Source organism: Rhodoferax sp. PAMC 29310 (genome assembly GCF_017948265.1).
In the GTDB taxonomy this organism is placed as follows: Bacteria; Pseudomonadota; Gammaproteobacteria; order Burkholderiales; family Burkholderiaceae_C; genus Rhodoferax.
On the sequence record NZ_CP072852.1, the window covers coordinates 2070365 to 2084436 of the forward strand.

Genomic DNA, 14072 nt, shown 5'->3' on the forward strand with positions numbered 1-14072 from the left:
CGTCATATGACTCAGCCACAATAACCGCGCTCAAAAGTCATTTCAGGGATTGCAGTGAACATTAAAAAAATAGGGCGGATCCTCAGCGTGCTGGCCACGGCTTTGTCCGCCCGGGCCTTCCAAATTAGCAGCTTGTCGCCCCAAGGCGAGGTGGCGCGTGTTCGCCAGTTGGTGGTAAATTCGACGAAGGCGTCGTGCCATTTGGCGACCCCAAGGCGCCAGCACCTGTCTCGCTGAGTTGCTCAGACGCGCAGGCCAGCGCGGGCTCGGGGCGCTGGATCAACGAGCGGCAATGGGCGTTCGAATTCAAGCGTGATTTACCGCCCGGAGTGAGCTGCACCGTGCAGGCGCGGCCCGACTTCAAGTCCGCCAAAGGCGCGGCGCTGGCTGGCACCACCCGCTTCAAATTCAACACCGGCGGGCCGTTTGTGCAAAGCACCTGGCCCTACAGCGGCAACCGCATTGATGAAGAACAGTTTTTCACCCTGCGACTCAACGGCGACGCCACCTTGGCCAGTGTGAAAACCCATGTGTGGTGCGCCGCAGAAGGCCTGGGTGAACGTGTGCCCGTGCGCCTGATTGAAGGTAGCGACCGCGATGCGCTGTTGGAGGCTCAAGGATTGAGCGACGCCGCCCAGCGCGCGCCTTTGAGCATCGTTACCCTGGCGTGTAACCGACGCCTCACGCCATCCGCCAAAGTGCAACTGGTGTTTGACAAAGGTGTGGCCACGCCCAGCGGCGTGGCCAATGCGGTTGAGAAACGTTTTGACTTTCAGGTGCGCGAGCCGTTTTCTGCCAGCTTCAGCTGCGAGCGCGAAAACGCCCAGTCCGCGTGCCTGCCTTTGCGTCCCATGCGCTTGCAGTTCAATGCGCCGGTGACCCGCAAACTGGCCGAGGCCATTCGCTTGAAGTCTGACCAAGCCACCTTCAAGCCCAATTTGGGCGATGCCGACTCCGGTGACGACGCCGAAGTCACCGGCCTGAGTTTTGAGCCGCTGTTTCCCGAGCAAGCCCGCATGACGCTGAGCCTGCCCAGCGGATTTAAAGACACCTCCGGCCGCCAGTTGCGCAACGCAGACAGCTTTCCCCTGTCCGTGGGCACCGGCGCCATGCCGCCACTGGTCAAGTTCGCGGCCTCCCCGTTTGGCATCGTCGAACGCTTTGCCGAACCCAGTGGCATTGCCCTGCTGCCCGTCACTCTGCGCAATGTAGAAGCGTCCCTGTCGGTCAAAGGGCTGGACGTCAGCCCCGGTCAAGTGAGTGACCTGCAGCCCAAGACGGATGCAGACATCATTGCCTGGTTTGCCAAAATACGCCGCTTTGACGACTTCACCGTGTCCCGCCGTTTGGCGGCTTCCCAGGTGAAAGGCTCCCTGCCACCCGTGCTGGATGCGCAAAGCAAAAACGACGTGCAAACACGCATGCTGTCTTTGCTGCAAGGCCAGGCCGGGGTGAAAACGCTGGACTTGCCCAAGCCTATTTCCAACGACCCGCGCCCGTTTGAGGTGGTGGGCATTCCGCTTTCGCCAGGCTTTCACGTTATCGAAGTGTCCTCCCAACGTCTGGGGAACTCGCTGCTGGATGAACGTCTGGGCAAGGCCCGCACCATGTATGCGCGCACCTCAGCCTTGGTAACCAACTTGGGCGTTCACTTCAAACTGGGCCGGGAAAACTCGCTGGCTTGGGTCACCACACTGGACAAAGGCCAACCCGTGGCCAACGCCAAAGTGCAGGTGTCCGACTGCCACGGCAAGACGGTGGCCAGCGCCACCACCAACGAAAAAGGTTCGGCCCAGTTCAGCGACATCAGCCTTGAAGCGCCCCAGTGCCGCTCTGAAAACTTCTACAGCCAAGCCTGTTTCGTGAGCGCCCGCGCCAACAACGCCGGCGCCGAAGACATGGCCTTCACCTGGAGCGACTGGAACCGGGGCATTGAGCCCTGGCGCTTCAACGTGCCCACCAGCGGCAGTGCCGAGCGCGACGAACTGGCCCACACCGTGTTTGACCGCACCCTGCTTCGCGCCGGTGAAACCGTCTCCATGAAACACTTGTTGCGCAGCCAGACCGGCAAAGGGTTTGGCTTGGCCGACTCCCAGCCCCCCACACTGGTCATCACGCATGTGGGCAGCGGCCAGCAGTACACGCAGGCCCTGACCTGGCGAAAAACAGGCACCGGCGGCCAAAGCGCCGAGAGCACCTTTGCCATTCCCCCCGCCGCCAAGCTGGGCGTCTACCAGGTGGAGTTGCGCAGCGGCGAGCAGGAGCGCAGCTTTGTCACCGGCCAATTCCGGGTGGAAGAGTTCCGCCTGCCCGTGCTCGAAGGCCGGGTGACCCCCGCCGACAAGAAACCCCTGGTGCGGGCGGACGCTGTGCCGGTGGACGTGCAAATCAACTACGTGGCCGGCGGTGGCGCGGCCAACCTGCCGGTGCGCGTATCGGCCCTGGTGCGTGGCAAAACGCTGAATTTCCTCGACTTTGAAGCCTTCAGTTTCTCTGCCCCGCGCGGTGACATGAACCGCAGCAGCGAGGACGAGGAAGACGCCAACACCGGCGTGGACACTCGCGTGATTGCCGACAAGTTGCCCTTGACTCTGGATAAAAATGGCGGCGGAAAACTCACTGTGTCTGAGGTGCCCACTCGCAGCCAACCGCAAGAGTTGCTGCTGGAGGCCACTTACGCCGACCCCAATGGTGAAGTGCAAACCCTGCGCAGCGTGAACACACTCTGGCCCGCCAGCATGGTGACTGGCATCAAGACCGAAGGCTGGGTGTCCAGCGGGCAAAAGATCAAGTTTCAGGCGCTGGCGCTGGACTTGAACGGCAAGGCCCAAGCCGGCGTGTCGCTTGAAGTGAAGGCGGTGGCACGCATCGTCACCACCAGCCGAAAGCGCATGGTGGGCGGTTTTTACACTTATGACAACAAGACCGAAATCAAAGACCTGGGCACGGTGTGCAGCGGCAAGAGCGATTCACGCGGCTTGTTGCTGTGCGAAACCCGCTTGACGGAGGCAGGCGAAGTCGAATTGGTCGTCACCGCCAAAGACAGCGCGGGCCACCGCATTCAGGCCGCCTCCAGTGTCTATGTCACAAAACAAGGCGAGCTGTGGTTTGGCGGCGAGAACCACGACCGCATGGATGTGTTGCCCGAGAAGAAGACCTACCAAACCGGCGAAATCGCCAAGTTTCAGGTGCGCATGCCCTTCCGCTTTGCCACCGCTTTGGTGGCAGTGGAACGCGAAGGCATTGTCCACACTGAGGTGGTGCAACTCAACGGCCAAGACCCCACCATTCACCTCAAGATTGAAGAAGGCTGGGGACCCAATGTGTATGTGAGCGTGCTGGCCCTGCGCGGCCGCCTGCGTGAGGTGCCTTGGTACAGCTTCTTCACCTGGGGCTAAAAGGCCCCGCGCGAGTGGTGGACTTCGTTTTGGTATGAAGGCAAAGAGTACGTGGCCCCCACCTCATTGGTGGACTTGAGCAAACCCGCCTTCCGGCTGGGCTTGGCCGAAATCCGCGTGGGCACGCTGGCCCACCAACTGGCGGTGAGCGTGAAAGCCGACAAAGAAAGCTACCCCGTGCGCGGCAAAGCCCAGGTCACCATTTCCGTCAAGCTGCCCAACGGACAGCCTGCCGCCGGTGCCGAGGTGGCTTTGGCCGCCGTGGACCAGGCCCTGCTGGAGCTGATGCCCAACACCAGCTGGAATCTGCTGGACGCCATGCTGCAGCGCCGCGCCTGGGGTGTGAGCACGTCGACTGCGCAAATGGAAATCATTGGCCGTCGCCACTACGGGCGCAAAGCCGTGGCCGCAGGCGGCGGTGGCGGGCGCAGTGGCACCCGTGAGTTACTGGACACCTTGCTGCTGTGGAACCCAAAAGTGGTGATGGACGCTAACGGCCAAGCGGTGGTCACCGTGCCGCTGAACGGTGCGCTGACCACCTTCAAAATTGTGGCCGTGGCCGACGCCTCCACCGGGCTGTTTGGCACCGGGCAAACCAGCATCCGTGCCACGCAAGACTTGCAGATCATCAGCGGCTTGCCGCCCCTGGTGCGCGAAGACGACCAGTTCCGCGCCCAAGTCACGCTGCGCAACACCACCAAGCAGGCGATGAAGGTGGAGGTGACTCCGCGCGCTACCTTGCTCGACTTGCCCGCCCAAACGGTGGAAATTCCCGCCGGCGACACCTGTGAGGTGGCCTGGACGGTGACCGCCTCGGCGCAACTGGCGCTGTCCCGCTTCGAATCCATTCTGTGGGAAATTGAAGCCAAAGACACCCTCAAAGGCGCCCGCGACGCACTCAAGATTCGTCAGCGCATCATCCCCGCCGTGCCGCTCACCGTGCAGCAAGCCACCCTGGTGCAGATTGATGGCGCTTATGCCCTCGACGTTGCGCCCCCGGCCGACGCCCTGCCGGGGCGCGGTGGACTCAAGATGTCCTTGCAGCCCAAGCTGACTGAGGGCCTGCCGGGCGTGAAAGACTGGTTTGCCAACTACCCGTTTGCCTGCCTGGAACAAAAAACCAGCAAGGTCGTGGGCCTGCGTGACGGCAAGCTATGGCAAACCGTGGTCGGCCAAATTCCGGGTTATCTGGACAGTGACGGCTTGGCCAGTTACTTTCCCCCGCGCGATGGCGAGTCCAACTGGGGCAGCGACACACTCACCGCCTACCTGCTGGCCAGCACCCATGAAGCTGCCACGCTGGACCCGACGTTTGCGCTGAGCGACGAAGTGCGTGCGCCCATGGAACGCGGCTTGATTGCGTTTGTGGAAGGACGCATTCAGCGCGACTTCTGGAGCCCGCGCAAAGATTTGGACATTCGCAAGCTGGCCGCCATTGAGGCGCTGTCCCGCTACGGCCAGGCCAAAGCCCGCATGCTAACCAGCCTCACCCTGGCCCCCAACCAGTGGCCGACCCATGCTGTGATTGACTGGCTCAATATTTTGAACCGCGTTCAAGACGTGCCGGATCGCGACAAGCGCTTGGCCGAAGCGACCCAAATCCTGCGCAGCCGCATCAGCTACCAGGGTACCCAAATGGTCTTCAGCACCGAGAAGGATGACTACTGGTGGTGGCTGATGCAAAACGGCGACGTGAACACCGCCCGCCTCATGCTGGCGGTGATGGACGACCCGGCCTGGAAAGACGACATGGGCCGCCTGGCCAACGGCTTCATCGGGCGCCAGCAAAACGGCGCCTGGCACACCACCACGGCCAACCTGTGGGGCGGCCTGGCACTGGAGAAGTTCAGCGCCAAGTTTGAAGCCGTGCCCGTGGCCGGCACCACCAAAGACACTTTGAGCACGGCAACGGCCAGCGTGGACTGGAGCAAGGTGGAGCGCATCAAGCCCACCGACGCCTCCGGTGCAGCGCACCAGACCAGCGTGTTTGGAGCCCCCGCGTCACCCGGCAACCTGCGCAACAACAGCCTGTTCCTGCCCTGGGGAAAAACCCCAGGCAAAGACACGCTGAACGTGACCCACCTGGGCGCTGGCAAGCCCTGGCTCACGCTGCAGTCGGTGGCGGCGGTGCAACTCAAAGCACCGTTTAACGCCGGTTACCAGATCAAGAAAACCATCACCTCGGTGGAGCAAGCCAACAAGCGCCTGCCTGCGGGCAGCTACACCCGGGGCGATGTGCTGCGCATCACGCTGGAGGTGAACGCCAGCGCCGACATGACCTGGGCCGTGATCACCGACCCCGTACCGGGCGGCGCGACCATTTTGGGCAGCGGCCTGGGCCGCGACAGTGAAATCGCCACACAAGGGGAAAAGAAAGAAGGCTCGGGTTGGCCCGCGTTTGAAGAACGCAGCTTCGAGTCCTTCCGCAGCTACTACGAGTACCTGCCCAAAGGCGTGGTCAAAATGGAATACACCATTCGCCTGAACAACGTGGGTGAGTTCTCGCTGCCGCCTTCGCGCGTGGAAGCCATGTACGCCCCCGAGATGTTTGGCGAATCACCCAACGCCAAAATCAAGGTGGAGGCGGCGAAGTGATGGCGCTGGTGCTGACTCACCGGCCCACATTGGACTGACGGCACATGCTTTTGTCCCGCCCGATCAGCCGCCCTGCCCGCCCACGCCCCAAAGGCTGGGCGAGCCCGGCACGTGCAATTGCTACTGTATTAATAGCTGCTTGCGCAGGAAGCGCAGGGGCTACAGCCACTTTTAATGAAATAAAGTCGGCATACACCCCGTCTGACACGCTGATTCTGGACCGCCACGGGGAGGTGATCCACCGCTTGCGCACCGACGCCACCGTTCGACGGGGCCAGTGGGTGGCGCTGGCTGACATCTCCCCCGCCCTGCGCACGGCGCTGGTCTTGTCTGAGGACAAACGCTTTTTTGAGCACAGCGGGGTGGACTGGCAGGCGGTGTCCGCTGCCGCCTGGGCCAATCTGTGGAACACCAAAACCCGGGGCGCCAGCACCCTCACCATGCAGCTGGCCGGGCTGATGGACAAGGACTTGAAACGCGGGTCGAGTGGACGCACCGTGTTGCAAAAAATGGGCCAAACCGTGTCGGCCCAAATGCTGGAGCACCAGTGGCGCAAAGACCAAATTCTAGAGGCCTACCTGAACCTGGTGCCTTTGAAGGGCGAGTTGGTGGGCGTGGATGCGCTCAGCCAAACCCTGTTTGGCAAAGCCGCCCACGGGCTGGACGCACGCGAGGCCGCCATCACCGCCGCGCTGGTGCGCGCCCCCAATGCCTGCTCTACCGTGGTGGCGCAGCGCGCTTGCCAGGTGCTCAAAGCCATTCAAACCGGCGTCACGGCGGCCGACTGCACCGAGTTGGACCTGTTCACCCTGGCCATGTTTCAACGCCGAGGCTTTGAGCCCAGCGAAGGCATCGCCCCCCATGTAGCGCGCCAAGTGGTGCGGGCCGCGCAAAGCGACACGGGCGCCGTCCCCACCACTTTGCGCACCAGCCTAAGCGCCCCCCTGCAACGCTTTGCGGTGCAAACCCTGCAACAGCACTTGCGCGAACTCGCCGGCCGCCATGTGGAAGACGGCGCCCTGGTGGTGCTGGACAACGCCACCGGCGAGGTGTTGGCCTGGGTCGGCTCATCTGGCGCCCTGAGCGACGCGGCCGAGGTTGACGGCGTCACCGCCCTGCGCCAGCCCGGCTCCACGCTAAAACCCTTTTTGTACGCCCAGGCCATTGCCGAGCGGCGCATCACTGCCGCGTCTTTGTTGGACGACTCGGGCACCCAACTGCAAACCGCCAGCAGGCTCTACATTCCGCAAAACTACGACCGCCAGTTCAAAGGCTGGGTATCCACCCGCACAGCACTGGCGGCTTCGCTGAACGTGCCAGCCGTGCGCACACTGGTCATGGTCTCGCCCGACGCATTTAACAAACAACTGATCGCGCTGGGTCTGCCGCTCAAAGAAACTGGCGACTATTACGGCTACAGCCTGGCACTGGGCAGCGCCGAGGTGTCCCTGCTGTCACTCACCAACGCCTACCGGGCCCTGAGCAACGGCGGCCGACTGGGCCCCACCACCCTCACCCCCGCCGCGCCGCCCAAAGCCGGTCAAAAGAAGGTGATGCCCAACGCCGCGCCCCCGGTGCTCAACCCCGGCACCGCTTTCATCGTGGGTAATATCTTATCTGACCCCCTGGCCCGCGCCCGAACCTTCGGCACCGACAGCGTCTTGGCCACCCGCTTTTGGAGCGCCGTCAAAACCGGCACCAGCAAAGACATGCGCGACAACTGGGCCATGGGGTTCTCCCAGCGCTACACGGTTGGCGTCTGGGTCGGCAACGCCAGTGGCGCCCCCATGTGGGATGTGAGCGGCACCAGCGGCGCCGCGCCTATTTGGGCCGTCGTGATGAAGCACCTGCACCGAAGTCTGCCCAGCCTCGCGCCCCAACCGCCAGCCGGGGTCGTGCAGGCCGCCGTTCGTTTCTCCCTGCCCCAGAGCACCGCCGAACCGGCCGAGGCCGCGCGCCAGGAATGGTTTTTGCGCGGAACCGAGCAAGCCAACTTTGCTATCAATACAGAAGCTACTCCCGCAGGTAATACGGGCGCCAGAGGCCTAAAAGGCTTAAAAAACTCATCTCGAGCCATCGCCCGTATCACCAACCCCACCACCGGCACCATCATCGCCCTAGACCCCGGCATTCCCCCCAGTCACCAACGGGTGCGCTTCATGGCTGAGGGAAAAAACCTGCGCTGGGTCATGGACGGCAAAGTCTTCGCCAAAGGCTCGGTCGCCCCGTGGCTACCCTGGCCCGGCCGCCATGTGGTGCAAATCATCAACGAACGTGGTGAGGTGCTGGACGAAGTGCGGTTGGAAGTGCGCGGGGCGGGGGTCAAGAGCTAGAGACCAGGACGAGCCGCAGTGCCAGACTGCGGGCGGCGGGTTCAACCCAGGTTAAGTCGCACCAAGGCAACCGCGTACAAGATGAAACAGGCCAGCAAGCCAACGACCAGCACGCCTGACACAGGCTTGATGAGTTTGTAGACGGCCCGCACCGAGGCAAAGTGCCCCCACCCCGCCGAGCTTCTCTCAACGACCAGCAGCACCGCCACGGCCACGGCCATCATCAAAATGCCAGAGACCAGCGCTGCCTTCCCCCAGAAGTCACCCCAGTAGCGCAAGCCGTGCCACGCGCTGTTCCACAAACCGCCCAACATCAAGCCCGTCGCCACGGTGCCGCGCGCTGGAGCTTCTCTTGCCAGCGACGCATCGCCTCAGTCGGCCAGGGCCACGCCAATAAAACACCCAAGCCCATCAACACGGCGACAACGATACCCATGAATTTCCCCAATGTAATTTGGCCACACCCAAAGCAGGCGGCTGCCACTGTGAGTCGGGGCTGAGCGGAAAACCTTACGGGGGTGGGGAGTCGGTCGATTTCATGAGTGGGGTGATCGAAAAAGGCCCGAAACAGAAGTCCGTTTCAGACACATTGCCGCCGGTTACGACAGTCGGCTTAAGGGTTGTCCAATTCATTGCCCGTCACAAGCCGTTTGTGGCATTCGGCAACGTGCCGAAAGCTGCCTTTCACAATTAGCTTTCGTAAGTCAAGTACGCGGGCGAAAGCGGTCATTAACGATGGGCACCTCTACTTCGGCACTGAGCCAAAAAAAGCAGAAAGAACACTCGAGTCGGCCATGGCATCCCTTGTCAAAGCGCCAACATGGGTCATGCTCGCCATTGATTTTCGGGCAGAGTCTGCACTTAAATCTCCAATAATTTGCATTTGAGAAAGCCTAGCCTTCACTAGCTGGTGATGTGTTACGAATTACTTCACGACTCCTTTCTACGGAAGGTGGATACCCAAATTTTTCGCGATAGCATCTAATGAAATGTGATCTTGTCAAAAATCCACACGCCATTTGCACCTCGGTCAGCGTGATGGCTGACTGCGTCAGCAAAGCATTCGCCCGCTTCAATCTCAAGTCCATGTAGAAGCGAGCAGGTGTGACCCCGATATTCTCTTTGAATAGGCGGTCCAGTTGCCTAATTGAAAGGCCTGCTTGACTGGCAATCTGGTCGCAATTCAGGGTGTCTTCGATATGCCGTTGCATGCTTTCAATCGCATTGAGCAGGCGCGGATTGGTGACGTTTAGGCGATTGCGCAATGACAGGCGCTGACTTGCTTGAGACTTTCTAATTTCCGGGTGTATGCATTGTTCCGCAACAGACGTGGCCAGGTTATGCCCATGTCGTTGTTCGATCAGGTTCATCATCATGTCAAGGCCAGCTGAACCTCCCGAGCAGGTAATTCGACGTCCGTCGATTTCATAGAGCTCATCGGTCACATTAAGCGAAGGAAATTCCTCTCGAAATCCATCGATATGCTCCCAGTGAATAGTGCATCGATAACCATTGAGCAGCCCAGACTGAGCCAAAAATACGGTTCCAACAGACGTCGCTCCCATGGTGACGCCATTCTCTGCGTGTCTGCGAAGCCATCTTTTGGTATCCGAATTGCATTGGCGTTCAGCGTCAATCCCAGCAACAACGATCAGCGTATCAAATTGAATGGTGTCACTCAATCGAGAAGTAGGAGTAATCGCGATTCCATTGCTGGCTTCGACGGGCTGATCGTCAGGCGATAGTAACCACCACCTGTAAAGTTCTTTGCCGGCCATTCGATTGGCCATACGCAATGGCTCAAGCACACCTGACAGCGAGAGCATCGAAAACTGCGGTATTAACAAATATCCAAAATCAATTGGTGCCATGAAGATTTCAAATTATTGGAGTCCTGCTGTAGCGTGAATGGCCTCTTGCACGTTCAGCCCACAAGCACCTTTCCAAAATACCACAGGATGACGCAGGGCAAAGTCGGTCAACGCCCACCAAAAAAATGGGCTGAGCAGGGATCAACGTCACGTGAAATCGCCTTGATCTCGCGGTTTCTGCTCATCTTTCGTTCAAAACAAGATCCAGAAGCGCAGACATGTCGCTTTTTTGGTGGCCAAGAGATTCCACTTCTTTCAATATTAATCTCGCCTTCGCCAACCCGACAATTGGGGTGGCAAGAGTTAAGAATTTTTCTTCAATTTCCGTCGCGCTTAGCATACTCTCTGGGTCGCCCCGTGCCGTATGAGCCTCTGAGTGAAGCAGTGTTCCGTCAAGCAATTCGAACGACACCCTAGCCCATCGCTGCGCAGGAAAGTGAGCATTGAACTCAGCGTCTTCCTTTAATAGCATGCCGGACGACAGCCGAAGCGCTTCGGCGTCAGTCAGCGACGATACATTCACTTCATCAGCGCCCAGGCTCCCCCTTGCCAGCGAAATGGCGACGCTGAACGGAAGACTGTACTGCGCCGCCTCCGTGCTCCGGGGGGATCGGGTAGCGAGTCGGGCCGCCTGATGGAAGGTGGTGACCTCCACTCGGGCTATACGATCTACCGGGATCCCATGCTCGCGTTGAAGTGCCAATGCCGCCTCGACCGCGGGTTGAGCCCAACGGCAGACTGGATAAGGCTTGAAATACTGTTCCAGGATGTACCAGCGAGTCCCAAGATCTGCCCATAGGTGAGCCACTCGCTCTTCCTGTGCCGTCAACGCAGGTGCGCCGGTGAAACCGGATTTGGCCAATAGTGCCGCCGACATTCCGGCCATTGCGCCCCACCCCGAGCCATCCTTGACCATGGTCGGATGATCAATGCAGCGCATCATCTGACTTCTGGGACCGTGGTACTCGGCGATTCCAAGCGCCTCCAATGTTTCGGCCGGGTTGAGTGCCAAAAAACGTGCCCCCAATGCGGCCGCCCCAAGGGCGTTCCACGCACCCGACGTATGGTAGTCGCAGGCCGTTTCGTGCAAGGCAATGCCTGCGCGGGTCGCGACTTCATAGCCAAGAACCAGTGCGCACAAAAACTCCTGACCATAGCGAACGTGCCCTAGGTCTGCCAAAGCCAATAACGCAGGCAGCACGGTGACACCAACATGCCCTTTCGTCAGGACATGTCCATCATGGGCGTCAAGACTATCAATGGTCATGCCGCCAGCGAGGGCAGCCCCAGGCATGCTGACTCGGCGCCCGTCAAAAAGCATCCGCGCGCCGACAGAGTTGGTTCCAAAATGTTCAGCGGCATGGTTGCGCGCGATATTCGACAGCGCCGTTGAACTCCCTCCTGCTGCAACACCACACAGGTCGACCATGCAGCGAACGGATTGTTTGACAACCTCTGGAGGAAGGTCCGCGAAGACCAATCCGTGTATGAACTTGGTCAGGGTCGAAGCATCATTGACCGGTAAAGGTGGCATCACGCTTCTCCAACATCGCCGACACGGCCTCTTTGTGGTCTTCCGTATGGTGAGCCAGTGCCTGCATCGACGCCGACAACTCCAGCAGGCTGTCAAGGTTCATGTGCTGCGCCTCACGCATCAAACGTTTGGTCATTCGCAAAACATGCGGTGGGTTGACGGCTATCCGGGAGGCCAAGTCAAATGCTGACTTCATCAGGTCTTCAGGGGTGACGACTTCTGACACCAAGCCCCAACTCAAGGCAGTCTGCGCGTCAATGGCCTCTCCCGTGAAAGCCATTTGATACGCTCTCGACAATCCAACGGCGCGAGGCAGAAACCATGCCCCCCCGTCGCCTGGAATGATGCCTACCTTGACGAAACTCTCGGCGAACATGGCCTGTTTCGACGCGATCCGCATATCACACATACAGGCGAGATCACATCCTGCGCCAATCGCTGGACCATTGACAGCCGCAATGGTGGGCACCTCAATGTTGTAGAGCGCTTTGGGAATCCTCTGTATTCCACGACGGTAACCGTCTCTAACCTCAACTGGCGAGCCGCCAAACATGCCGGTTTTGTCCCGCATGTGTTTGACATTTCCGCCAGATGAGAACGATGTGCCAGTTCCGGTCAAAATTATCGCCCGAACCGAGATGTCGCCATTGATTCTGTCGATAGCTTGCTCCAGCGCATCGATCATGTCAGGGTCAGAGATCGGGTTGCGGGTCTCTGGCCGATTGAGTGTCAATGTAACGACATGGCCTTGTTGTTCATAAATTACCGGATCGTTCATGATTTCTCCATTGTGCTGAAGCGGCTTAGCAGCTCTCTCTTGAGAACTTTGCCACTTGGATTAATTGGTAGTTCATCGACAAACTCAATTCGGCGTGGGCGCTTGAAAGCCGCGATCAAGCCACTCGTTTTACAGAAGTCGTCGACTGCCTCGCGAGTCAACGAAGAATCAGACCTGACGATAAATGCTGTGACGGCGCTGCCCCATTTCTCATCGGGGAGGCCAACCACCGCAGCCTCTTTGACACCGGCACAGCGATACAACACTTCCTCGACTTCACGGGGGTAGATGTTTTCGCCGCCAGAGACGATCATGTCGTCAGCACGCCCATGAAACGTGAAATACCCGTCTTCATCACGACTGAAAAGGTCACTGGTATACAGCCACCCATTCTTGATCTTTTTGTCAGTCTCCGGTCGGTTGTTCCAATACCCTGACATCATTTGCGGGCCCTGAACGATGAGTTGGCCAATCTCATTACAAGCAACGCTTTCTTCGGGATGTACGTCTCGCCCTAGGGCAACCGGAACGATCCTGACGTTCGATATCAGCGTTGGCTTGCCACATGACCCCAGCTTGGAAAGGGCATCTCTGGGGTGCAGGAGCAAAGTCAGGCTAGCTTCTGTCATCCCGTAACCGTTGTACAGGTTGGGACAAAACTCTTTCAGCACACGCTCCATCGTCGCCGCGGCAATGGCCGCGCCACCCGTGGTAATCAAGCGAAGGGACGACACCTTGAAGTCCTTAAACCTGGGTTCAAAGAGCACTTCTTGAATCTGAGTCGGTACAGCAAACAAGGTCGTAATTCGTTCTTTCTCAATAATTTCGAGTGTGGTCAATGCCTGATAACGACCTTCCACCACATTGGTAGCCCCAACAAACATATGCGGCATAAAGAAGGCTTGCATACCCCCAACGTGATAGAGCGGCGCGATGTGAAGCGCGCGGTCGGTTGGTGCAATGCCGTATTCCATGACGCAATTCATCGCGATCGCCACGTCGTTGGCATGGGTGTGCATGACTCCTTTTGCCCGCCCTGTTGTGCCGGATGTGTACACCAGCGCAGAGAGGTGATCGGGTTCCGCGCTGTAGCCCGGCTCCACGTTGCCATCGCCCTGCTCAGCGAGTGTTTCAAAAAGGAAATGTTGCTCAGGCAGTGATGCCCCATTACCCGCCACGGCAATAAAGTCATGTACGCTGCGGACCGCTAGCTTCGCGAGCAATACGTTGGCCTCCAGCGCATGGCTATAGATAAGCAGACGAGCGCCTGAGTCTCTTAGGATATGGGAGACCTCACCTGCGGCTAGCCGAAAATTCATGGGCACAACAACGGCACCAATTTTCTGGCAGGCAAAGTAAGAGGTCACCGAGGCTTCATCGGTGCTGAGGTAGATGGCGACCCGATCAAACGGGCGAACTCCAAGCTCCGTCAAAGCCTGTGCAAAGCGATTGATTCGCCGATTCCACTCAGCATAGGTCCAGCGTTTCGAGCCGAAAACCAAGGCCTCCCGGTTGGGATAACGGTCAACCGCGCGTGTCAAGATGGATGCTATGTTCATAGTC

7 protein-coding genes and 1 pseudogene are annotated in these 14072 nt (G+C 59.4%); 2 read left to right on the plus strand and 6 right to left on the minus strand.

All coding sequences use genetic code 11. The features are described from left to right. Positions 1-69 precede the first annotated feature (69 nt). Together J8G15_RS09425 and pbpC are read left to right on the plus strand one after the other, a co-directional pair. A pseudogene (locus J8G15_RS09425) lies at positions 70-5993 on the plus strand (alpha-2-macroglobulin). Positions 5994-6037: 44 nt separating this feature from the next. Then, positions 6038-8326 (plus strand): penicillin-binding protein 1C, encoded by a 2289-nt coding sequence (pbpC, locus tag J8G15_RS09430; RefSeq protein WP_210547215.1) that lies wholly within the window; start codon positions 6038-6040, stop codon positions 8324-8326. Between the two features lie 41 nt (positions 8327-8367). Here the strand turns inward: pbpC and J8G15_RS09435 are convergent, their stop codons facing one another. The 6 genes from J8G15_RS09435 to J8G15_RS09455 form a co-directional block, all read right to left on the minus strand. After that, positions 8368-8640, minus strand: a complete 273-nt coding sequence (locus J8G15_RS09435) for a hypothetical protein (RefSeq protein WP_210547216.1) — start codon at positions 8638-8640, stop codon at positions 8368-8370. Next, entirely contained in the window at positions 8640-8762 is a 123-nt protein-coding gene (locus J8G15_RS21860; protein ID WP_255555760.1) for a hypothetical protein, read from the minus strand. The genes J8G15_RS09435 and J8G15_RS21860 overlap by 1 nt, the downstream gene beginning before the upstream one ends. A 457-nt stretch (positions 8763-9219) precedes the next feature. After that, positions 9220-10197: a GlxA family transcriptional regulator gene (locus tag J8G15_RS09440; RefSeq protein WP_210547217.1), complete on the minus strand. Its 978-nt coding sequence runs from the start codon at positions 10195-10197 to the stop codon at positions 9220-9222. 181 nt (positions 10198-10378) lie between these two features. Then, entirely contained in the window at positions 10379-11731 is a 1353-nt protein-coding gene (locus tag J8G15_RS09445; RefSeq protein ID WP_210547218.1) for an MmgE/PrpD family protein, read from the minus strand. Next, entirely contained in the window at positions 11709-12509 is an 801-nt protein-coding gene (locus J8G15_RS09450) for a crotonase/enoyl-CoA hydratase family protein (RefSeq protein WP_210547219.1), read from the minus strand. The genes J8G15_RS09445 and J8G15_RS09450 overlap by 23 nt, the downstream gene beginning before the upstream one ends. Beyond that, positions 12506-14068: a class I adenylate-forming enzyme family protein gene (locus J8G15_RS09455; protein ID WP_210547220.1), complete on the minus strand. Its 1563-nt coding sequence runs from the start codon at positions 14066-14068 to the stop codon at positions 12506-12508. Before J8G15_RS09455 ends, J8G15_RS09450 begins: the two co-directional genes overlap by 4 nt. Between the last annotated feature and the right edge of the window lie 4 nt (positions 14069-14072).